Annotated in this window: 18 protein-coding genes and 1 pseudogene; 6 read left to right on the top strand and 13 right to left on the bottom strand. The window is 52.5% G+C overall.

What is annotated here, in order from left to right:
- Nucleotides 1-97 precede the first annotated feature (97 nt).
- From parC to ftsP, 3 genes are all read left to right on the top strand, one after another.
- Nucleotides 98-2,356: a DNA topoisomerase IV subunit A gene (gene parC / locus ABVN36_RS05675; RefSeq protein ID WP_001281861.1), complete on the top strand. Its 2,259-nt coding sequence runs from the start codon at nt 98-100 to the stop codon at nt 2,354-2,356.
- A 256-nt stretch (nt 2,357-2,612) separates the two neighbouring features.
- The gene (plsC, locus tag ABVN36_RS05670; protein WP_000965730.1) at nt 2,613-3,350 is read left to right on the top strand and encodes a 1-acylglycerol-3-phosphate O-acyltransferase; all 738 of its coding nucleotides are present in this window, start codon (nt 2,613-2,615) and stop codon (nt 3,348-3,350) included.
- A gap of 73 nt (nt 3,351-3,423) precedes the next feature.
- Entirely contained in the window at nt 3,424-4,836 is a 1,413-nt protein-coding gene (gene ftsP / locus ABVN36_RS05665) for a cell division protein FtsP (protein ID WP_000010658.1), read from the top strand.
- 45 nt (nt 4,837-4,881) lie between these two features.
- Here the strand turns inward: ftsP and ABVN36_RS05660 are convergent, their stop codons facing one another.
- The 3 genes from ABVN36_RS05660 to ABVN36_RS05650 are packed head-to-tail and all read right to left on the bottom strand — an operon-like array spanning nt 4,882 to nt 7,707.
- Nucleotides 4,882-6,189: a TRAP transporter large permease gene (locus ABVN36_RS05660; RefSeq protein ID WP_000345259.1), complete on the bottom strand. Its 1,308-nt coding sequence runs from the start codon at nt 6,187-6,189 to the stop codon at nt 4,882-4,884.
- A gap of 10 nt (nt 6,190-6,199) precedes the next feature.
- Nucleotides 6,200-6,682: a TRAP transporter small permease gene (locus tag ABVN36_RS05655; protein WP_001221828.1), complete on the bottom strand. Its 483-nt coding sequence runs from the start codon at nt 6,680-6,682 to the stop codon at nt 6,200-6,202.
- Nucleotides 6,683-6,723: 41 nt separating this feature from the next.
- Complete coding sequence (locus ABVN36_RS05650) at nt 6,724-7,707, bottom strand: TRAP transporter substrate-binding protein (RefSeq protein WP_000799367.1); 984 nt, start codon at nt 7,705-7,707, stop codon at nt 6,724-6,726.
- A 487-nt stretch (nt 7,708-8,194) separates the two neighbouring features.
- Here ABVN36_RS05650 and ABVN36_RS05645 point away from each other — a divergent pair, with 487 nt between their 5' ends.
- Nucleotides 8,195-10,366, top strand: a complete 2,172-nt coding sequence (locus tag ABVN36_RS05645; protein ID WP_001274458.1) for a YgiQ family radical SAM protein — start codon at nt 8,195-8,197, stop codon at nt 10,364-10,366.
- Between the two features lie 202 nt (nt 10,367-10,568).
- Nucleotides 10,569-10,763: a hypothetical protein gene (locus ABVN36_RS05640; protein WP_000525386.1), complete on the top strand. Its 195-nt coding sequence runs from the start codon at nt 10,569-10,571 to the stop codon at nt 10,761-10,763.
- A gap of 207 nt (nt 10,764-10,970) precedes the next feature.
- Here the strand turns inward: ABVN36_RS05640 and ABVN36_RS05635 are convergent, their stop codons facing one another.
- The 9 genes and pseudogenes from ABVN36_RS05635 to yqhD form a co-directional block, all read right to left on the bottom strand.
- Nucleotides 10,971-11,180 (bottom strand): hypothetical protein, encoded by a 210-nt coding sequence (locus ABVN36_RS05635; RefSeq protein ID WP_023138729.1) that lies wholly within the window; start codon nt 11,178-11,180, stop codon nt 10,971-10,973.
- A gap of 169 nt (nt 11,181-11,349) precedes the next feature.
- Nucleotides 11,350-12,495 carry a hypothetical protein gene (locus ABVN36_RS05630; RefSeq protein WP_020899258.1) on the bottom strand — a complete coding sequence of 382 codons (1,146 nt, stop codon included), beginning with the start codon at nt 12,493-12,495 and terminating at the stop codon, nt 11,350-11,352.
- Nucleotides 12,492-14,198: an amidohydrolase gene (locus ABVN36_RS05625; protein WP_050901195.1), complete on the bottom strand. Its 1,707-nt coding sequence runs from the start codon at nt 14,196-14,198 to the stop codon at nt 12,492-12,494. Before ABVN36_RS05625 ends, ABVN36_RS05630 begins: the two co-directional genes overlap by 4 nt.
- Nucleotides 14,199-14,323: 125 nt before the next feature.
- Entirely contained in the window at nt 14,324-14,566 is a 243-nt protein-coding gene (gene yqhH / locus ABVN36_RS05620) for a lipoprotein YqhH (RefSeq protein ID WP_229578409.1), read from the bottom strand.
- A 29-nt stretch (nt 14,567-14,595) separates the two neighbouring features.
- Entirely contained in the window at nt 14,596-15,648 is a 1,053-nt protein-coding gene (locus ABVN36_RS05615) for a DUF3828 domain-containing protein (RefSeq protein WP_000680564.1), read from the bottom strand.
- A gap of 54 nt (nt 15,649-15,702) precedes the next feature.
- The gene (locus ABVN36_RS05610; protein ID WP_023138730.1) at nt 15,703-16,611 is read right to left on the bottom strand and encodes a hypothetical protein; all 909 of its coding nucleotides are present in this window, start codon (nt 16,609-16,611) and stop codon (nt 15,703-15,705) included.
- Nucleotides 16,612-16,751: 140 nt separating this feature from the next.
- Nucleotides 16,752-18,237, bottom strand: a pseudogene (locus ABVN36_RS05605) (DASS family sodium-coupled anion symporter).
- 165 nt (nt 18,238-18,402) lie between these two features.
- Complete coding sequence (gene dkgA / locus ABVN36_RS05600; RefSeq protein WP_000013100.1) at nt 18,403-19,230, bottom strand: 2,5-didehydrogluconate reductase DkgA; 828 nt, start codon at nt 19,228-19,230, stop codon at nt 18,403-18,405.
- A gap of 105 nt (nt 19,231-19,335) precedes the next feature.
- The gene (yqhD, locus tag ABVN36_RS05595; RefSeq protein ID WP_001058722.1) at nt 19,336-20,499 is read right to left on the bottom strand and encodes an alcohol dehydrogenase; all 1,164 of its coding nucleotides are present in this window, start codon (nt 20,497-20,499) and stop codon (nt 19,336-19,338) included.
- A 192-nt stretch (nt 20,500-20,691) separates the two neighbouring features.
- On the opposite strand from yqhD, the gene ABVN36_RS05590 reads away from it, so the two are divergent.
- Nucleotides 20,692-21,591 carry an AraC family transcriptional regulator gene (locus ABVN36_RS05590; RefSeq protein ID WP_001078198.1) on the top strand — a complete coding sequence of 300 codons (900 nt, stop codon included), beginning with the start codon at nt 20,692-20,694 and terminating at the stop codon, nt 21,589-21,591.
- 63 nt (nt 21,592-21,654) lie between these two features.
- Here the strand turns inward: ABVN36_RS05590 and yghB are convergent, their stop codons facing one another.
- Nucleotides 21,655-22,314, bottom strand: coding sequence for a DedA family general envelope maintenance protein YghB (gene yghB, locus ABVN36_RS05585; RefSeq protein WP_000268444.1), 660 nt, complete (start codon nt 22,312-22,314; stop codon nt 21,655-21,657).
- Nucleotides 22,315-22,342 lie beyond the last annotated feature (28 nt).

Below are 22,342 nucleotides of genomic sequence, written 5' to 3'. Positions count from 1 at the left end.
TGTCTCACGGTTTGTGACTCAGACCGTGAGATAGGGTATTATCTGCGGCAATATTGCCGTCCGAACGGTCAGCATGCAGATTGAGGATCCCCTGTTAATGAGCGATATGGCAGAGCGCCTTGCGCTACATGAATTTACGGAAAACGCCTACTTAAACTACTCCATGTACGTGATCATGGATCGTGCGTTGCCGTTTATTGGCGACGGCCTGAAGCCGGTACAGCGCCGCATCGTCTATGCGATGTCAGAGCTGGGGCTGAACGCCAGCGCTAAATTTAAAAAATCCGCCCGTACCGTCGGTGACGTACTGGGTAAGTATCATCCGCACGGCGACAGCGCCTGCTATGAAGCCATGGTGCTGATGGCGCAGCCGTTCTCTTACCGTTACCCGCTGGTCGATGGCCAGGGGAACTGGGGCGCGCCGGATGATCCGAAGTCATTCGCGGCAATGCGTTATACCGAATCTCGCCTGTCCAAATATGCCGAGCTGCTGTTAAGCGAACTCGGCCAGGGGACGGCGGACTGGGTGCCAAACTTCGACGGCACGATGCAGGAACCGAAAATGTTACCGGCGCGTCTGCCGAACATCCTGCTGAACGGCACCACCGGTATTGCGGTGGGGATGGCAACAGATATCCCGCCGCACAACCTGCGCGAAGTGGCGAAAGCGGCGATTACGCTGATTGAGCAGCCGAAAACGACGCTGGATCAGTTGCTGGATATCGTCCAGGGGCCGGATTACCCGACCGAAGCGGAGATCATTACCCCACGTGCGGAAATTCGTAAAATTTACGAAAACGGGCGGGGCTCCGTGCGTATGCGCGCGGTATGGACCAAAGAAGACGGCGCCGTGGTGATCACCGCGCTGCCGCATCAGGTCTCTGGCGCGAAAGTGCTGGAGCAGATTGCTGCGCAGATGCGTAATAAAAAACTGCCGATGGTGGACGATCTGCGCGATGAATCGGATCACGAAAACCCGACGCGTTTAGTGATTGTGCCACGCTCCAACCGTGTGGATATGGAACAGGTGATGAACCATCTGTTCGCCACCACCGATCTGGAAAAAAGCTACCGTATTAACCTGAACATGATCGGTCTGGATGGTCGTCCGGCGGTGAAAAACCTGCTGGAGATCCTCACCGAGTGGCTGGCGTTCCGCCGCGACACGGTACGCCGTCGTCTGAACTATCGTCTGGAGAAAGTGCTTAAGCGCCTGCATATCCTCGAAGGTTTGCTGGTGGCGTTTCTCAACATCGACGAAGTGATTGAGATTATCCGTAACGAGGATGAGCCGAAACCCGCGCTGATGTCGCGTTTCGGCATCAGCGAAACCCAGGCGGAAGCGATTCTCGAACTGAAACTGCGCCATCTCGCCAAACTGGAAGAGATGAAAATTCGCGGCGAGCAGGACGAGCTGGAAAAAGAGAGGGACCAGTTGCAGGGCATTCTCGCGTCCGAACGCAAAATGAATACCTTGCTGAAAAAAGAACTACAGGCAGATTCCGATGCCTATGGCGACGATCGCCGTTCTCCGCTGCGTGAGCGCGAAGAAGCTAAAGCGATGAGCGAACACGACATGCTGCCGTCCGAACCGGTGACTATCGTGCTGTCGCAGATGGGCTGGGTGCGCAGCGCCAAAGGTCATGATATTGATGCGCCGGGGCTTAACTATAAAGCGGGCGACAGCTTTAAAGCCGCGGTGAAAGGTAAGAGCAATCAACCGGTGGTGTTTATTGATACCACCGGGCGCAGCTATGCTATTGATCCCATTACGCTTCCGTCGGCGCGTGGGCAGGGCGAGCCGCTGACCGGCAAACTCACGCTGCCGCCGGGGGCGACCGTGGAGCATATGCTGATGGAAGGCGATGACCAGAAACTGCTGATGGCGTCGGATGCGGGCTACGGCTTCGTTTGTACGTTTAACGATCTGGTTGCCCGTAACCGTGCCGGTAAGGCGTTGATTACACTGCCGGAAAATGCGCACGTCATGCCGCCGCTGGTGATTGAAGACGAGCACGATATGCTGCTGGCGATTACCCAGGCCGGACGGATGTTGATGTTCCCGGTAGACTCTCTGCCGCAGCTGTCGAAAGGCAAAGGGAATAAGATCATTAATATCCCCTCTGCGGAAGCGGCGAAAGGCGATGATGGACTGGCGCACCTGTACGTGCTGCCGCCACAAAGCACTCTGACTATCCATGTCGGGAAGCGCAAAATCAAACTGCGCCCTGAAGAGTTACAAAAGGTGGTCGGCGAACGCGGACGCCGTGGCACATTAATGCGCGGCCTGCAGCGTATCGATCGCATTGAGATTGATTCGCCGCATCGCGTAAGTCATGGCGACAGCGAAGAGTAAGAGAGGGGCACCCGTAGGCCGGACAAGGCATCTAAGCCGCCATCCGGCGCTCTGCCGTTGCCGGATGACGACGCAGTAGCGTCTTATCCGGCCTACGGTTTCAGATCGGATTAACATTAAAATTTCCCGTAAAACCGTTGTTTATTCGTGCATTGCGATTAACAATACGTTTTTCCAGAGAGCCACACTTACCAAAATCCTAACCTGAATTTCAGGTGACGTAGAATGCCGGGCTCTTAGGCCTTCAGAGGTTGTTATGCTATATATTTTTCGTCTTATTGTTACCGTTATTTACTCCATTCTGGTCTGTGTTTTCGGTTCTATTTACTGCCTTTTCAGCCCACGTAACCCAAAACACGTGGCGACGTTTGGACATATGTTCGGCCGTCTGGCCCCGCTGTTTGGCCTGAAAGTGGAGTGCCGCAAACCCGCCGACGCGGAAAACTATGGCAATGCTATCTATATTGCTAACCACCAGAATAATTATGATATGGTCACGGCGGCGAATATTGTGCAGCCGCCAACGGTGACGGTGGGGAAAAAAAGCCTGCTTTGGATCCCGTTTTTTGGGCAACTGTACTGGCTGACCGGTAATCTGTTGATTGACCGTAATAACCGCGCCAAAGCGCATAGCACCATTGCGGCAGTGGTTAACCATTTTAAAAAGCGCCGTATTTCTATCTGGATGTTCCCTGAAGGTACGCGTAGCCGGGGACGCGGTCTGCTGCCGTTTAAAACCGGCGCGTTTCATGCGGCTATCGCGGCTGGTGTGCCGATCATTCCTGTCTGCGTTTCCAACACCTCTAACAAAGTCAATCTAAACCGCCTGAACAACGGACTGGTTATTGTGGAAATGCTGCCGCCAGTCGACGTCAGCGAATATGGTAAAGATCAGGTTCGCGAGCTGGCGGCCCACTGCCGTGCGTTAATGGAGCAAAAAATCGCGGAACTTGATAAAGAGGTTGCGGAACGTGAAGCGACCGGTAAGGTTTAAGCAGTCTTACTCTGTTATTGTAGAAATCATTTTTTCAGGCACAACTCTTTAGCCTGTTTTACATGGAGCTTATATGTCATTCAGTCGGCGTCAGTTTCTTCAGGCATCGGGAATCGCACTATGTGCAGGCGCGATTCCCCTCAGGGCGAATGCTGCCGGTCAGCAACAGCCGTTGCCTGTTCCGCCGTTGCTGGAGTCCCGTCGCGGGCAGCCGTTGTTTATGACGCTACAGCGAGCGCACTGGTCCTTTACGCAAGGCACGCGCGCGCCGGTCTGGGGAGTAAACGGTCGTTATCTGGGGCCGACAATCCGCGTCTGGAAAGGCGATGACGTTAAACTCATCTATAGCAACCGCCTGGCGGAAAATGTCTCCATGACGGTTGCTGGTTTACTGGTGCCGGGGCCGCTGATGGGTGGCCCGGCGCGTATGATGTCGCCGAACGCGGACTGGGCGCCGGTGTTGCCGATTCGTCAGAGCGCCGCGACGCTGTGGTATCACGCTAACACGCCTAACCGCACCGCGCAGCAGGTGTATAACGGCCTGGCAGGAATGTGGCTGGTCGAAGACGACATCAGTAAAACGCTGCCCATTCCGAACCATTACGGCGTGGATGATTTTCCCGTCATTATCCAGGATAAACGGCTGGATAACTTTGGGACGCCGGAGTATAGCGAACCGGGAAGCGGTGGTTTTGTCGGCGATACGCTGCTGGTGAACGGCGCGCAAAGCCCCTATGTCGAAGTGTCCCGCGGCTGGGTGCGGTTACGGTTGTTGAACGCCTCGAACTCGCGGCGCTATCAGCTTCAGATGAGCGATGGCCGGGCGCTGCATGTGATTTCAGGCGATCAGGGCTTTCTACCTGCGCCGGTTTCCGTCAAACAGTTGTCACTGGCGCCCGGCGAGCGACGTGAAATCCTGGTTGATATGACCAACGGCGACGAAGTCTCGATCACCTGCGGGGAAGCGGCCAGCATAGTCGATCGGATTCGCGGTTTCTTTGAGCCTTCCAGTATTCTGGTTTCGACCCTGGTGCTGACGTTACGGCCAACCGGATTGCTGCCGCTGGTGACCGATAATCTGCCGATGCGTCTGTTGCCGACGGAGATCATGAGCGGCGCGCCTGTCCGCAGTCGGGACATCAGTCTTGGCGACGATCCGGGGATTAACGGCCAACTGTGGGATGTGAATCGCATTGATATTACCGCCCAACAAGGCACCTGGGAGCGCTGGACGGTACGCGCCGATATGCCGCAGTCGTTCCATATTGAGGGCGTCTCTTTCCTGATTCGTAACGTCAACGGCGCTATGCCGTTCCCGGAAGATAGAGGCTGGAAAGATACCGTCTGGGTGGATGGGCAAGTCGAACTGCTGGTCTATTACGGTCAGCCGTCCTGGCCGCACTTCCCGTTCTATTTCAACAGCCAGACGCTGGAAATGGCTGACCGCGGCTCGATTGGGCAAATGCTGGTGAATCCGGCGTCGTAAAGGCGTCCGAGTACGGGTCTGAATAGCGCAGACCCGTCAGGGTTTTCAGGAAGGGGCAAACAGCGTGGGAAGCAGCAGACTCAACTGCGGGAAGTAGCAAATCATCGCCATGACCACAAAGAGTGCCAGAAACATCGGTAATAGCGGTTTGACGACTTTATCAATACTGATTTTGCCGATACTGCAACCGACGAACAAAATAGTGCCTACCGGGGGCGTACACAGTCCGATGGTTAAATTGAAAACCATAATAATGCCAAAATGGACAGGGTCGATTCCCAGATGTTGAGCAATGGGAAGGAAAATAGGCGTAAAGATTAGAATAGCCGGGGTAATATCCATAAACGTCCCGACGAATAACAAAATGAGATTGATAATCAGCAAGATGACCCATTTATTTTCGGACACGCTGGTAATCATTTCATTAATCAGTTCAGGAACATCAGCATTGGTCATCGCCCATGACATTCCCATTGAGCAGCCGACCAGTAAGAGAACAATAGAGCTGGTTACTACCGAATCCAGCAGAATATCGCGCAACTTACTCACATTAATTTCTCGATAAATGGCCGCCAGCGCCAGGCTATAGATTACCGCGATCGCAGAGGCCTCTGTTGGCGTAAATACGCCGCCGATAATGCCGCCGATAATAATAAATATCAGCAACAGGCTGGGCAACGAATCGCGGAATACCGACAGAAACTGCCGCAGGTTGATGCGTTCGGCAACCGGGTAATGGTGGCGATGGGCATACAGCGCCGCTACCGTCATTAAAGCCAGCGCGGTTAAGATGCCGGGCAGGTAGCCCGCCAAAAACAGGGCGGCGACAGAGGTGCCGCCGCTAGCCAGCGAATAGACAATTAGCACGTTGCTGGGCGGGATCATCAAGCCAATCGGCGCCGAAGCGACGTTGATCGCCGTAGAGAACGCCGGAGAGTAGCCCTCTTTTTCCTGTAATGGCGACATGATGCCGCCCACCGCGGCCGCAGAAGCGACAGCCGAGCCGGATATCGCGCCAAACAGGGTGTTCGCCAGAATATTGCAGTGCGCCAGCGAACCGGGAAGGCGGCCAACTAACGCCTGAGCCAGATTCACCAGGCGCCGGGCGATTCCCCCGGTATTCATGATATTGCCGGCTAACACAAAAAAGGGGATCGCCAGCAGCGTAAAGCCATCGAGACCGACGGTCATTTTTTGCGAAATAACCGAGATTGCCGCATCCGGGGGAAGGGCTATCAGGATTGAGAATAAGGATGACAGCCCGATAGCGAATGTAATAGGAACGCCGACCGCCAGCATAATGGCAAAGCTGCCAAATAAAACAATTATTGGGTAAATATATTCAAAGTCCATATATCCCTCGTTAGCGAAGATGGCGCTGATGATAATTATCAATAACGTTCACAATGGTGTAGTACACCAGGATGACGCCGCTAATCGGCATGACCCAATAGACTTTATCCATAGGCCATTTTAATACCGGGGACATTTGGCTGACGTGCGCCGCTTTTTCAACAATAATATCACCGCCGTACACCATAAAAATCAGCGCGAACACGGTAATAATCACCTGAATGATACTGTCGAGCACGAGGGCGGGCGTTCGGGAGAGTTTTTGCGCTAACAAATCGATAGCTAAATGTTTTTTTAATCCGGCGGTATAGACGCCGCCTAACAGAATCATCCACATAAAAAGAATCTGGGTGAATTCGTCGAGCGTGCTGCTTGGCGCGTTGAATATAAAGCGCGCCGCCACCTGCCAGGATACGCAGGCAACCATGACCGCCAGAATAATACAGCAGCACCCGGCCAGTATTTTGTTCAGTGCATTGGTGAGTATTCGCATATTACATCCTGTAAAGGGCAGGAGACCCCTGCCCGGCAGATTTACATATTCTCGATGTATTCCAGATCCTTCGCTGACTGAGCATCTTTCGCGCGGAACTCATCAAACAAGGGCTTAACACGCTGTTTGAACGCGGATTTATCAATATCAACAACGGTCGCGTTCATGGCCTTCATGCTCTCATAAGCCTCTTTTTCCGCGGCGGGCCAGATGACGTCTTTCATTTGCTGCATGGATTCATCTGCGGCTTTATATAACGCTTTCCGCTCTTTATCGCTCAATTTGTTAAGTACTTTGGTACTGATGACCAGGACATCCGGCACCATCGTGTGCTCGTCGCGGGAATAGAATTTCGCCACCTCCGCATGACGCATATCGGCATAAACCACGGGGTTGTTTTCGCCGCCATCGACCACGCCTTGCTGGAGCGCGGTATAGAGTTCGCCTTGCGCCATCGGCGTCGGCACGCCGCCGAGCGCTTTCACCATCGCGATAGCGCTGGGGCTTTGCTGCACTCTGATTTTCATACCGGCTAAATCGTCGGGTTGAGTGATGGGCTTACCAGCGTAAAAACTGCGGGCGCCGCCGTCGTACCAGGTTAAGCCGACGAAGCCTTTGCTTTCGGAGGACGCGAGAATGCGTTTCCCTAAGTCGCTTTTCAGTACGTTGTAGTAGTGATCGCGGTCACGGAATAAAAACGGCAGGCTAAACACGCTATATTCCGGCGCAAAAGACTCCAGCGATGCCGCATTGACTTTCACCATTTGCAGAGCGCCGGAGTTCATCAATTCCAGCGATTCACGTTCGTTGCCCAGCGTGGCGTTGGGGTAAATACGAATATTTAATTCGCCGTCCGAATAGGCTTTCGCTTTATCGGCCAGATAGCTCATCGCTTTGTGAACGGCGTGGCTTTTATCCTGATTGTGGCTCAGTTTCAGCGTGGTTTTGGCGAGCGCTGGAAATGCCAGTAGCAAACAGCCGGCCAGTAATACCGCTGAAGTTGTGAATGAACGTGTGTTTTTCATATCTGCTTCCTTATAGGTTGGGATTCCTGTGGTTATCGTTGATTAATTAATAACCCGCTGATACGTAAGGTATTGCGTAGGGGAAAGGCGTGGTGATGGTGTTCTTTATCCCCTGAATTCTGTCAGCCAATTTAATTTAATCAATAGACCAAAGAAAGAGATCTGGTTCACAGAAGAAAGTCATGGTAAAAACAGTGTCGTGAGCAATTCAGCGAAGTTTTTTTATATATTGCTGATAATGTGATGTTTTTTTACTTTTTGTTGTTATGGCGATACTGCGTTTTTAGACGTGGGTATAATTAATTGCATACCAATTTGAAGATATTCATAAGACCAATTTCAAACACCTCAGGCCAGGCCGTTGAAAGTTGTTTCTATTTCGCGCCAGCCCTGCATATAAGGCGATAATCTCCTTCATTTTCGCTATAGATACGGCTTATAATCCCCGACCTTTGATTATTTTTTTGCCAATCGTTTTGGAAGCAATATGAGCGCTATCTCCCTGATCCAACCGGATCGCGACCTTTTCTCCTGGCCGCAGTACTGGGCCGCCTGCTTTGGGCCGGCGCCGTTTTTGCCGATGTCACGTGACGAGATGGATCAACTTGGCTGGGATAGCTGCGACATTATTCTGGTAACCGGCGACGCCTACGTCGACCATCCGAGCTTCGGCATGGCGATTTGCGGTCGTATGCTGGAAGCGCAGGGCTTCCGCGTGGGGATCATCGCCCAGCCGGACTGGAACAGCAAAGACGACTTTATGCGTCTGGGAAAACCGAACCTGTTCTTCGGCGTCACCGCCGGCAACATGGACTCGATGATCAACCGTTACACCGCTGACCGTAAGCTGCGCCACGATGACGCCTACACCCCAGATAACGTCGCGGGCAAACGCCCGGACCGCGCCACGCTGGTCTATACCCAGCGTTGCAAAGAAGCGTGGAAAGATGTCCCGGTGATCCTTGGCGGCATTGAGGCCAGTCTGCGCCGTACCGCGCATTACGACTACTGGTCTGATACTGTGCGTCGTTCAGTGTTAGTTGATTCCAAAGCCGACATGCTGATGTTTGGCAATGGCGAGCGTCCGCTGGTGGAAGTGGCGCATCGTCTGGCAATGGGCGAAACCATCGATCAGATTCGTGATGTGCGTAACACTGCGATTATGGTTAAAGAAGCGCTGCCAGGCTGGAGCGGCGTCGACTCCACTCGTCTGGACACGCCGGGTAAAATCGATCCAATTCCCCATCCCTATGGCGAGGATCTGCCGTGCGCGGATAACAAGCCGGTCGCGCCGAAAAAGCAGGAAGCTAAAGCGATTACCGTGCAGCCGCCGCGTCCGAAGCCGTGGGAAAAAACCTATATCCTGCTGCCATCCTTTGAAAAGGTGAAAGGCGACAAGGTGCTGTACGCCCATGCGTCGCGTATTCTGCATCACGAAACTAACCCTGGCTGCGCGCGGGCGCTGATGCAAAAACACGGCGACCGCTATGTCTGGATCAATCCGCCCGCCATACCGCTCTCCACTGAAGAGATGGATAGCGTGTTTGCGCTGCCGTATCAGCGTGTGCCGCACCCGGCTTACGGCAATGCCCGTATTCCAGCCTATGAGATGATCCGCTTTTCGATCAATATCATGCGTGGCTGCTTTGGCGGCTGCTCTTTCTGCTCGATCACTGAACATGAAGGGCGCATCATTCAGAGCCGCTCGGAAGACTCTATTATCAACGAGATCGAAGCGATCCGCGACACGGTGCCGGGGTTTACCGGCGTGATCTCCGATCTGGGCGGTCCTACCGCGAACATGTATATGCTGCGCTGTAAGTCGCCGCGTGCGGAGCAGACCTGTCGTCGCCTGTCATGCGTCTATCCGGATATCTGTCCGCATATGGATACTGACCATACGCCGACGATCAATCTTTATCGCCGCGCCCGTGAGCTGAAAGGCATTAAGAAAATCTTAATTGCCTCCGGCGTGCGCTACGACATCGCTGTAGAAGATCCTCGCTACATTAAAGAGCTGGCAAGCCATCATGTGGGCGGCTATCTGAAGATTGCGCCGGAGCATACTGAAGAAGGTCCGCTGTCGAAAATGATGAAGCCGGGTATGGGCAGCTACGATCGCTTTAAAGAGTTATTTGACCTTTACTCTAAACAGGCCGGAAAAGAGCAGTATCTGATCCCGTATTTTATCTCCGCGCATCCGGGCACGCGGGACGAGGATATGGTGAATCTGGCGCTGTGGCTCAAGCGCCACCGCTTCCGTTTGGATCAGGTGCAGAACTTCTACCCGTCGCCGTTGGCGAATTCGACCACCATGTATTACACCGGCAAAAACCCGCTGGGTAAAATTGGTTATAAGAGTGAAGATGTGGTGGTGCCGAAGGGAGACAGGCAACGTCGCCTGCATAAGGCGCTGCTGCGTTATCACGATCCGGCGAACTGGCCGCTGATTCGCCAGGCGCTGGAAGCGATGGGGAAAAAGCATTTGATTGGCGGTCGCCGTGAGTGTCTGGTGCCTGCGCCGACCATTGAAGAGATGCGCGAAGCGCGTCGCCAGAACCGCAACACGCGCCCGGCGTTGACCAAGCATACGCCGGTGGAACATCAGCGGCAGGGGCTTGCTGCGAATAAGAAGCGCGGGAAAGGCGCAGGGCGTTAATTACCTTTGAATCTGTTGCTTCTGGAAGCTAATGTTTTTGGAAGTAACAGACATCTAAATATATTGTGTCGGTCTTTAGTAATTGCTAAATTACGGGGAGCTTTATATTTTATTTAAATATTATTGATTGTATAAATTAATTATATATTACCTTAATGATTAAGGCATGATGCTTTTATACAGCCCCAGAGGAGGGGATATCATGGGTATGATTATTATACCTTGTCTTTTTGTCGTTGCTCTAATGGCTATTTTGATAATCATACTGGCCGTTAAAGCATGTAATTCTGAAAAAAGTGAAAACAGACTATCGTTTTGTGCAGGAATCATTTTAGCTGGCATCATTGCTGCGGTTCCTGGATGGTGGCTATATGAGCTTTTTAGCTACGGGCCGTAATATTCAGGTAACCCGACGTTAAGAACCTATCCTGTCAGGTGTTATTGTCGCAGGCAGTGTGAACACAGACAGCGCTTCGATCCCGTTGACTATAGGTTGGATGAGGCGTAGCCGAAATCCGACATTAACGGGCAGACGTCGCCCACTTCGTGAAGCGTCATTAGCCGGTTTACACGGCAGATTGGACAAAGTGAACGATACATATTTTTATTCCTTTTCTATGCGGATGGTTACCGTGCGCATTTGCGCCAGCAGGCTGCCGCTTTGTTCGCGAATCACATCAGCAATCATCCGTGCCCCCTCAATAGCCTGTAGCACAATCTCCTGCCTGAACAACGTAGCTGTCTTGTTTTCGCCAGGCGTGAGTTGAATCTGCACGCGCGCGGTTGCATCGACGTGGCTGGCGTCTTTTGGCATGATATCGACATCCTCCAGCGCCAGATTTTCGAAATCCTGACAGTTGCAGAGCAGCCGACTGCTTAACCAGGGCGTGATGTGGCTTTTAGTGACATTTGCATTACTGCGTAAATCGACGATAAATCCGGTAAAGAGAAAATCTTATTGCTATTTAAAATCAGGGTGTTGTTCATTCCTTTGCTCCCTGGTTTTTAATCTGGATTACGTTTTCTGGTAGCGTGATTGTCTCGTAGTGAGAGATGTCGGTTATCTCGCCTGCGCTGAGCCCCATATGACCATGCCCGTCTTTGTTAAAAGTGCCTTCAATCAGCACCTCGTATCCTCCGTCCTTCTGGAGGTCGAGAGGAATATTAGTGACGAAATTTCCCAACCAAAATCCATTTTCTCTCTGCGTTGCGTCTTTATTGGCATAAATCGCCGCATGTTCAAAACCGAGAATAACGTATCCGCGTAAACGTATTTTTTTCTGATGATAATGATCCGGATGCTGAAGAAGATCGGTGAATGAAATATCTGTAACCGCACTCGCCCTTGTGGGCTGCACTTTCTCATAACGGGTAATATTTGTTATTCCACCAGGATAATGACTTAAATGTCCGGATACACGCATATCAAAGATGCCTTCAACCACCATCGACGCCTCTGTGTGGTTACGGCTTACGGTATAGGGCACGAGAAAATTTTCCAGCCATAATCCATCTTGCTGTGGATCGCCATAAATAGCGTGGCGCTCAAAGCCAGTGAGGACCAGACCACGAATGCGAACTTTTCTGCTATGGTATTCGTCTGGATGAGCAAGTAATTCTGCAATAGTAACATCTGCAATTTTTTGATTATTGATTGCCAGTTGCGGGGCGATTAATAATTTTAATTGTGTGTCATTGTGAAGCTGTCGCCCCAGTGACGGCAGCGGATCATCGATATTATCAACATCGGCAATCAGCCAGCGATCGTGCGGTTTATGCAACTGAAGCGTTAGCCAGCGCGAGTGATTTTTTTCTTTCAGGGTAATGTCCGCCTCAGCGAATTTATCACTGGCAAAGGAGTTTGCCTGACGTATTTCAACGGAGATATCGTTTGGGTTATGGCAAAAACACAGTGCATTAGCCGGCGTGTCAAAAAGTGGTTTGCTGGCGACGGATGCGGTACGGTGGTTCTCTAACATTTCACCGCGCAGCCAGATGTCATAATTCATCCGATCCTGTGGGGAGCCGTAAATACGCGTAATCGCCTGCGCAAGCGTTTCACTGCACTGCGCGCCATGGCTAAAAGCGCAAAGTATTAACAAGAAAAAACACCGCCGCCCGGTTTTCATCCGCCTTTCCTTATCTGCAATACCTGTTCCTGGCATTGCCAGACGATGTTGCCGTCAACCATCGTCAGCAGTACCTGGCTATTGCCGATATCCTCATGCGGCACCGAGAAAATGTCCCTGTCCAGTACCTGAAAATCGGCTACTTTTCCCACTTCGATAGAGCCGCGAACCTGTTCCTGAAACTCCTGATACGCCGCATTGATAGCGTACATTCGCACGCCGTCCGCCACGCTTATCGCCAGCTCTGGGCGGATAATCTTGCCGCTGGACGCCGATTTGCGCGTGACCGCCGCCTGCACCATTTGCCGCCAGTTGACGAGATCCATAATACCGTCGGAGCCGCCCGCCACCGTGACGCCAAGGTCGATGATATCTTTCAGCCCCTTCCCGATTTCGCCTTTGATTCCGCAGACCTGCGCCCGGCGCTCGTAGTCGTATGCCGATCCGCTGGGGGAGGGTTGTTCGGACAAGATAATGCCGTATTTCGCCGCCTTGACGAAATCTTCGCGATCCCCCATTGAACCATGCAGCACATAGTGGCGGCGCTGCGGGCCAGGGCAGGTTTGAATGGCGTTAATGAAGCCGTCGATGGTGACCTTTACCGCTTTATCGCCGACCGCGTGAACGGCTAACTGGTAGCCGCGCTGATGCGCCAGCAGGGCCATTTTATGAAATTCCTGAATTTGTTCTTCTTCGCTGGCCGTTGGGCCGCAAAATACCGAACGGCCAGCCCAACCCGGCCTGTCGGCGTAATCCTGATTCATCCACGCCGTGTGCGACATCGGCACGCCGTCGCAGAATATCTTCACGCTGTGGCAGTCCAGCCAGTTTTTATCGGGGAATTCCGGTAGCCCGCTGGCGTCCAGCGTGTGTTTTAAAATCTCATAAGACTGAACGCCTTTATCGGCGGCATAAAAGGCGAGAGAGACGCGCGCCGTGAGCTTTTTTTCTTCCAGTAGCTGGCGGTAAGCGGCAATGCCGGATACGCCAGCGGCGCCCGTCTCGCCCGGCCCCATAGCGCCTTCCGTATAGCTGGCATAGCCTTCACGGTTCATAAAGCGCTGGGCCGCGATAATGTTTTCTTTTAGTTCTTCCACCGTCGGGCGCGGCATGGCTTGTGTAATCAATTGCAGCGCCGGGATATCCAGGAAGTTGCCGTCCGGTTCGCCGTCTGGCGTTTTACCAATGTACCCGCCGATGGGATCTTGCGTCTCGCGGGTGATGCCGACGATCTCCAGCGCGTTGCTGTTGACGAGGCAGGAGTGACCATCCCAGAGGGCCAGAAAGGCAGGGTGGTTGGGCGTCGCGCTGTCGATGTCATGACGCGTCAGCGGGCGGCGGCTGTCGATGATGGCGGGGTTGAAGCCGCAGGCGTGGATCCACTGGCCGGGAGGCGTTGTTGCCGCTCGCTCGCGCAGCAGCGCTAAAAGCGCCTCCAGCGTGCGTGCCGTGCTGCAATTAACGCATTTCCAGCTCGCCGCCAACCAGCTAATGTGCACATGGGCATCGTGGGCGGCGGGCAGAATCAGCTTGCCTTGCAGATCAATAATCTGCGTGTCGGGGCCGATATGTGTTTTTATCTCTTCATCTTCGCCGACGTTGATGATCCAGCCGTTTTTCACCGCGATGGCGCGGGTGAAACGAAAATGACGATCGACTGTCGCCACTTTGCCGTTAATCAATACGGTATCTGCAACGGTCATCGTTTTCTCCTGTGTTTGTTGGCGGGAAATCTCCGTACCAGCGTAATAAACGGCGCTTCGTTTATCTGGATGGATCTGAACCCGGCGATATCCTGTTATTGTGCGATAGCCAGCAACGCAACAGCTTAATAATCTGAATACAGGCGCAGGCAATCGAAGAAATCCTTCGCATCAAGACGCGTGTTCGCACGACTGGCCTCGGCTTTGGCCGCATAAACCTCCGGGCGCAGGGCGTTGATATCCCGCTGGAGTCTGTCTATTTTGGCATTCAGAGTCTGAATATCAGAGGACAAATGATTAACTCTTTCTTCATTCACGCAACCGCTTAACAGACTGGTCGCCAGAATAATGGTTCCCACAGTAAAAATTTTTTCATTTATTGTTCCTTAATTTTCTCTTATTTGGGTGAAATAGTAGATAAGCGTCGGCGGGTGGTCTGTTGCATTGCTTTTAGCAGGCTTCCGCCATCCGGGCGGATAAAGTCTTCAATCTCCCATTGGCCCTGCGTGCGGTGAAGCAATAAATCCTGCACTTTCGTTGACGAATCGGTCAGCGTAAAACGGACATGGATACGTGCGCGATCGTTATTTTCTGCAATCACCTGAATGCTATTCAACCTGGCAAATTGCGATTCTTTGCCAAAAAATATCGGATTATCATAGAAATATAACTTATCGGTTTCCATTTCCGTATCCTGATCGTTATCAGGTTCGATGGTTATAGGGGCGTCGGCAAGAAAGGCGTTACGATACGCAGATGATGTCGTCCAGCGCCACGGCCAGGCAAAATGGCTAAGGCGGCCAAATGCAGGAATATCATTATTTTTATATGCTGTCTGAGAATAATCATTCACCGCCTGGCGATACTGTGCGGAAACAACCCATGTCCACGGCCAGCTATAATCATCCAGACGGTTGAAAAGTTCACGGACAAAATGTTGTGGGCGCTCTCTTTGCAGCGATCGCAGCGACGCAAGGGTTTTCTGATTTTCGCTATTAATTGCCTGCCAGAGACTGCCTTGCGGGCTGATAATATCGTCAATAAGCCAGCGGTCGCCTTCGGCGATCAGTTTCAGCGTTTGTGTGATGGCTTCCGGAGAGTCTTTGAAAGGGCGAAACTGTACGGTGGCGTCAGCATGAGAGACATCCGTCTGGTGAATGGTTATATTTTCCAACACCAGGTGGTCATATTCCTGGCAGTCACAAAGCGGATCGGAGTCCAGCCAGCCAATATCGCCCGGTAAGGTCAACCGATCGTTCAGGAGAATGACGTTTTTCATCCGCGTGGAAATAAGCGATTTTTCCGTTGTATCACCAAAATAGAGGGAATCAGATTCTATTTCATAGCTATGGTAAATCTGCCTGACCGTCTGCTCTGGCGATAACGGCGGCGTTCGCGCCAGCGCGGGAATCGTCAAAAAAAAACTGAGCAAGAGGAGGATATGTTTCATTGGGCGTTTCCTTATTCCCGGTTTAATCCATCCGATCTGAGTCTGTAAGCAGTATTATTTTTTACTCTTTTGTTTAGCCATTTCGGCCTCGAGTTCTTTAATATCCTGCTGCCTTTTACGTTCATTTTCCGCCCGCGGTGCTACGCGCTCGTAGCGTGTGATATCGGTAATGCCGCCGGGCCACGCGCCGAAATGGCCGTTCATGTCCATATCGAACGTTCCCGCGATCATCACATAATCGCCGTTAAGCTGACGCGCTTTGGCGAGGGTAATGACCGGGTTAGGAAAGCCGATATCCAGCCACAGGCTGTTGCCGTCAACGTTATTCAACCAGGCGTCTTTATCAAGGAATAGCGCGTTACCTTCAAATTCGATATTTCCGACGCCGATGACCACTATTTTTTGCAGATGGTATTTTTCTGGATTGGCCAGCAAGGCCGCCATAGATATCGGCCAGGAGAATGAATCTCTCCCCTGTTCAGCTCTTGTCGCCGTACTTTTTATCCTCGTATCTTCACGGATTTCACTGCGCAGACTTTTGGAGAGTTCGCTTCCGTCGTCGGTATCTTCCACTAACCAGAGTTCGCTGTCGCGATCGCGAACCAGCGTTAGCCCTAACAAGCGATGAGCGCCGACGTTCTCTTTATTAAGCGTCAGTTGTACCAGAGCATGAATACGTCCGGCATTCAGCGGCGTGGTATCAATCAATTCGGCGGAGACAAACATCTCGTCCTGACAGCGGCAAAGAAGATTATTGCTCAGCCAGGGCGTTATACCTCCCGTTGTCACATTGGCATTCGTCCGTAAATCGATGATAAATCCACCTGACAATATTTTGTCGCTATTTTCCACCAGCGGCTGATACAGTCGGGTAATCGCCTGCTCCGGGGATTCTCCGGCAAACACCGCAGTACTAAATAGCAGAAGAAGCAGAGGCAACGACCCTGTTGACCACGCTTTCATGATGACATCCTTGATGAAGAGGCGGAGTTGTAAATATTAACAAGTGCGGGCTAACGGGGGGAGTTGATGATTTCCGAAAAGCCCGACAAATGTCGGGCCGGAAGAGACGGTTAACCGCTCGATTATCTCCGCGACTGAGTTTAGTAAAGACCCAGCACTTTCCACCATGCGAGGCCGACTGTCAAAAAGACCGCCTGATTAAAGAGGCTGATAATAAATCCCGTTCGCCACCAGACGCCCGTCGGTACATAGCCGGCGCCAAAAAGAATGGGGCCGCGTGCGTGGGTATACTGCGTAAGAGAGCAGTACAGGCTGCTGGTAAACGCCAGCATAAGCGCCATCGGCGCTGCCGGTATATTCAGATGCAGACCGACACCCAGAAATACCGCATACAGCGCGGCGATTTGCGCGTTGCCGCTGGCGAAAAAATAGTGGGTATAAAAATAGGCTGCGTTAAGCAGCAGCAGAATGATTATCCAACTAGTTCCATGCATCGTACTGCCGATGCTGTCGCCAATCAGGTTGCCAAACCAGCTGGTGAATCCTAGTTTCTTCAACTGGTTAGCCATCATCAGCAGCGCGGCAAACCAAATCAACGTATCCCAGGCGCCTTTTTCGCTTTTAACGTCTTCCCAGGTGAGCACGCCGCTCAGTAATAAAATCGAGAGACCGACAAAAGAGGCCGTCGTGGCATCCACGCCGAGCGAGCTGCCAAAAATCCATAGCACCAGCAACACGCCGACGGTCGCCAGCATGAGCCACTCGCCGCGTGTCATACTGCCCATTTGCGCCAGCTCTTTGCGCGCCAAATCCGGCGCATCCGGCGTATGTTTAATTTCCGGACGGGTCAGCCAGTAGACCAGCAGCGGGACGATAAGAAAAGAGACCAGGCAAGGCAGGAGTGCGGCGATAAACCAGCTTCCCCAGCTCAACGTAACGCCGGCGTTCGCCGCCAGTTTTACCGCCAGCAGATTACCCGTATAACCGGTCATAAACAGTGCGGCGGTGACGTCGTTAACATTGCCAATACAGGTGATCAGAAAGGTGCCGATTTTGCTGCGAGACTCATCTTCCGGATGTGAATCAAAGCTGCGCGCCAGCGAGTCGGCGATCGGGTAAATCACGCCGCCGCAGCGCGCGGTGTTACTGGGCATCGCGGGGGAGAGGATCAGATCGGCAAACGCCAGACCATAAGCCAGACCCAGCGTTCGTTTACCTAACAGACGGATCATTTGTAGGGCGATACGCCGACCCAGCCCGGTTTTGATAAACCCACGGGCAATCATAAAGGCGACGACGATAAGCCAGATCAGCGAACTGTTCAGCTCGCTCAAGGCCGTGGTAATCGCGCCGCTGGCCGTTTTGTCGCCGGCAGCATAGGCGAGCGCAAAGACGGTGATACCAATAATACCGACCGCGCCAATAGGCAGCACTTTCGCCACGATAGAGGCGATCGTCGCGACAAAAATAATCGCGGAATGCCAGGCCGGCGCGCTTAACCCGGAAGGGGGCGTTAGCTGCCACAGTCCGGCGGCGATAACCAGAATAAGAATGAATGGGAGCCATTTGACGCCCTGAGATTTTTTTTCCGCCACAATCACACATCCATAAATATTTTATATGCATTAAGTAAATTCATAATAAATATGAATAATTATTCATAAAATCAGAATAATTCTGCGCTTGTGTGTGGGGGAAATATACTGTTAAATGCGCGTAATTGTTTCTTAATGTTTCGGAATGCAAAAAAGCCCGACGACATCGTCGGGCATGGCGTGCGATAAATCCGGCTTAACCGCCGAACTGATCCGGATCGGGGCCGAGGCGTTTTCCTTGATCCAGTTTTGCGATCTCGCCTAATTCATCTTTATCGAGACGGAAATCCCAGACAGCAAAGTTTTCCGCGATACGGGAAGGGGTGACGGATTTCGGAATGACGACCAGCCCGCAGTCCAGATGCCAGCGAATAACAATCTGGGCGGGCGTTTTGCCGTATTTATCCGCCAGTTCGCGAATCACTTTCTGATCGAATACGCCTTCGCCGCCCTGCGCCAGCGGGCTCCAGGACTCGGTCTGGATTTTATGCGTCGCATTCCACGCATGTAGCTGGCGCTGTTGCATCAAGGGGTGAAGCTCGATCTGGTTGATCACAGGGGTAACGCCGGTTTCATCGATCAGACGCTGGAGGTGATGGATCTGAAAGTTACAGACCCCGATACTCTTTACCAGCCCCTCTTTTTGCAGCGCGATCATGCCTTTCCAGGCGTCGACATAGTGATCGATAGCCGGTACGGGCCAGTGCATCAGATAGAGATCGAGATAATCAAGCTGCAGTTTTTTCAGACTCTCCTGCAGGGCTTCGCGGGGACGTTTTTGATCGTCATTCCACAACTTGGTGGTGATAAACAGCTCTTCCCGCGCTACGCTCGCTGCTTTTAGCGCTTTGCCGACGCCTTCTTCATTCTGATATGCTGTGGCGGTATCAATCGATCGATAGCCCACCTCCAGCGCTTTATGAATCGCCGCGATCACCTCTTCATTGCTTGCTTTCCAGACTCCCAGCCCAAGTTGTGGCATTACGTTGCCATCCTGTAGCCTGATAATGGTTGGATTAGCCATGATGTGTTCCTCTTTTAATTGGCTCGCCGGAGTCGGGTCCGGCGAGACTAAGTGACTTAAGTCTGGACGAAATGGCCAAAAACGAAAGTCAGAGGCGAAAAAACCTTAGCGCGCCGCTTCATAAATCCGACGGCTGACATCCAGCGTAATATCCTGATTTTCACCTAAATTTGTGCATCCATGCGCCTCAAGTTTAGCCAGTAGCGCCGGAATAGTGCTGCCATCCAGACCGTAATCGGACAGACGGGTAGGCACGCCCATCTGTTCAAAGAAACGGCGGGTGGCGGCAATGGCGGCATCAATACGCTCGTCGTCGGAACCGTCGGTGATATTCCATACACGTTCAGCATATTGCAGGAGTTTTGCGCGTTTAACGTCTCGTTTTTCGTTCCATAGCGCAGGCAGAATGATAGCCAGCGTTTGGGCATGATCGAGACCGTGCATCGCGGTAAGCTCGTGGCCCAGCATATGCGTCGCCCAGTCCTGCGGAACACCAGCGCCAATCAGGCCATTTAACGCCTGAGTAGCGGCCCACATCACGTTAGCGCGGACGTCATAGTTTTCAGGCTCTTGCAGCGCTTTGGGACCTTCTTCGATCAGTGTGAGTAAAATGCCTTCGGCGAAACGATCCTGAATTTTGCCGTTAACCGGGTAAGTGACGTACTGCTCAACGGTATGGACGAAAGCATCCACGACGCCGTTCGCAACCTGGCGCGGCGGCAATGTATAGGTGTAGACCGGGTCCAGTACGGCAAACACCGGTTGCACGAACGAGGAGTGGAAGGCTTGTTTGTCGCCAGTGGTTTTACGGGAAATGACTGCGCCGGCGTTCGATTCTGAGCCGGTTGCCGGTAGGGTTAGCACAGACCCCATCGGGATTGCGCTACGAATCTCAGTACCGCCGGTTTCCAGAATGTGCCACGGATCGACGCCGTCCGTATACTGCGCCGCTGCGGCGATAAATTTGGTGCCGTCCAGTACGGAACCGCCGCCAACGGCCAGCAGGAAGGTAATATTTTCGTCGCGCACAAGCTGCACGGCCTTCATCAGCGTTTCATAGGACGGGTTCGGTTCAATACCGCCAAACTCCCGAACATCCAGTCCTTTTAACGCTTCCTGAACTTGCGCCAGTACGCCGGTCTTTTTCACGCTACCGCCGCCATAGGTAATCAGCACGCGGGCGTCCTGCGGGATCTGATCGCGAAGATCGACGATAGCGCCTTTACCAAACAGAATGCGGGTAGGGGTATGTAATTTGAAATTGTTCATTGCTCATTCCCTTATGTGGGTAAAAAGAGGGCAGGCGGCTGTCTGCCTGATGGTCATCATTGTGGTCTTGTGAGGGATGTCTCTCAATGCACATTTCTGCCAATGTTTTGCCTATTTCTCCAGAATGCTGGAGAAAATCGCTAAAAATGCGCACAATCCAGCGGAGTGGATTTGATGAAAAAATGGCGCGTTATGAATCGTGAAGCAATTTGCTTACAGTTGGCGGATAAAATTAATCATTTAAAAAATAATGATAAAATAATCAGCGAGCGGCTGGCGGGCATTCGTCTGTTGTATGGTGTTGAACCGGGGCCGCGCACGCCGGTCATGTATCAGCCTGGCATCATATTTCTCTTTTCCGGCCATAAAATTGGCTATATTAACAAGCGCAAGTTTCGTTATGACGCTAATGAATATCTCTTACTGACCGTGCCGCTCCCTTTTGAATGCGAGACCTGGGCGACGCCGGAGGTACCGCTGGCCGGTATTCGGCTCGATATTGATGTGCTGCAACTGCAAGAGTTGCTCATGGACATTGGCGAAGATGAGCGTTTCCAGTTGCCGATGGCGGCCAGTGGGATTAACTCCGCCACGCTGTCGGACGAGATTTTATGTGCGGTGGAAAGATTGCTGGATGTGATGGAGCGTCCGCTGGATGCGCGGATTCTGGGAAAACAGATTATTCGCGAAATTCTTTATCATGTGCTGATGGGGCCGCGCGGCGGGGCGCTGCTTGCGCTGGTTAGTCGCCAGACGCACTTTAGCCTGATCAGTCGCGTACTTAAACAGATCGAAATGAAATACACCGAGAACCTGAATGTTGAGCAACTGGCGGCAGAAGCGAACATGAGCGTGTCGGCGTTTCACCATAATTTTAAGGCGGTCACCAGCACCTCGCCGTTGCAGTATTTAAAAAGCTACCGACTGCATAAAGCGCGGATGATGATGATTCACGACGGTATGAAGGCCAGCGCCGCGGCGATGCGGGTCGGCTATGAGAGCGCATCGCAGTTTAGCCGGGAGTTTAAACGTTATTTTGGCGTTACGCCGGGCGAAGATGCGGCAAGAATGCGGACAATGCAAGGGAGCTAAGTGGGGCATCCCGCCACGGGTCAACGAAGCGTAACCGGGCCATCCTGGCCGATTATGGATACGTCAGGCGTTACAGTATTTCTTTTTAATCACCACGACCAGCGTACCTAACAGCCCGGCGACCAGTAGCGCGACGGGAAGGATCATTAAAAATGTCATTACCTGGTCTTCATGGCGCTTAACAAACGGGATCATACTGAGCGCGTAGCCGAAGCTGGTCACGACAGTCACCCACAGCAGGCCGCTTAACCAGTTAAAAAACTGAAACCGGCGGTTGGACAGGCCGGAAATACCCGCCATTGTTGGCAGCAGAGTGCGGACAAACGCCAGAAAGCGCCCGGCAAGCAACGCTAACAAACCGTGACGGTCAAACATGCAGGTGGCGCGCTGATGATATTTTGCCGGAAGCTGCGCCAGCCAGCCTTTGACGGTACGCGTATTACCGAGCCAGCGTCCCTGGATATAACTTAGCCAGCAGCCGAGACTGGCCGCGGTGGTGAGAATGCCAATTGTCGGCAAAAAATGCATCACATCCTGGGCGATCAACGCGCCTGCCAGTAGCAGCAGACTATCGCCAGGTAAGAATGATGCTGGCAGCAGACCGTTTTCTAAAAATAGCGTGGCGAACATGACAAAGTAGACGACGCTAACAACGTGTGGATTCGCCAGCGCGGCAAAATCATGTTGCCAGAGCGCAGCGATAATATCTTGAATGACAGCCATGAACTTTCCTGTGGAACAGCATTTATGC

This window comes from Salmonella sp. SJTUF15581 (assembly GCF_043356775.1).
GTDB lineage: Bacteria > Pseudomonadota > Gammaproteobacteria > Enterobacterales > Enterobacteriaceae > Salmonella > Salmonella enterica.
This window is presented reverse-complemented; position numbering and strand designations above follow the sequence as displayed.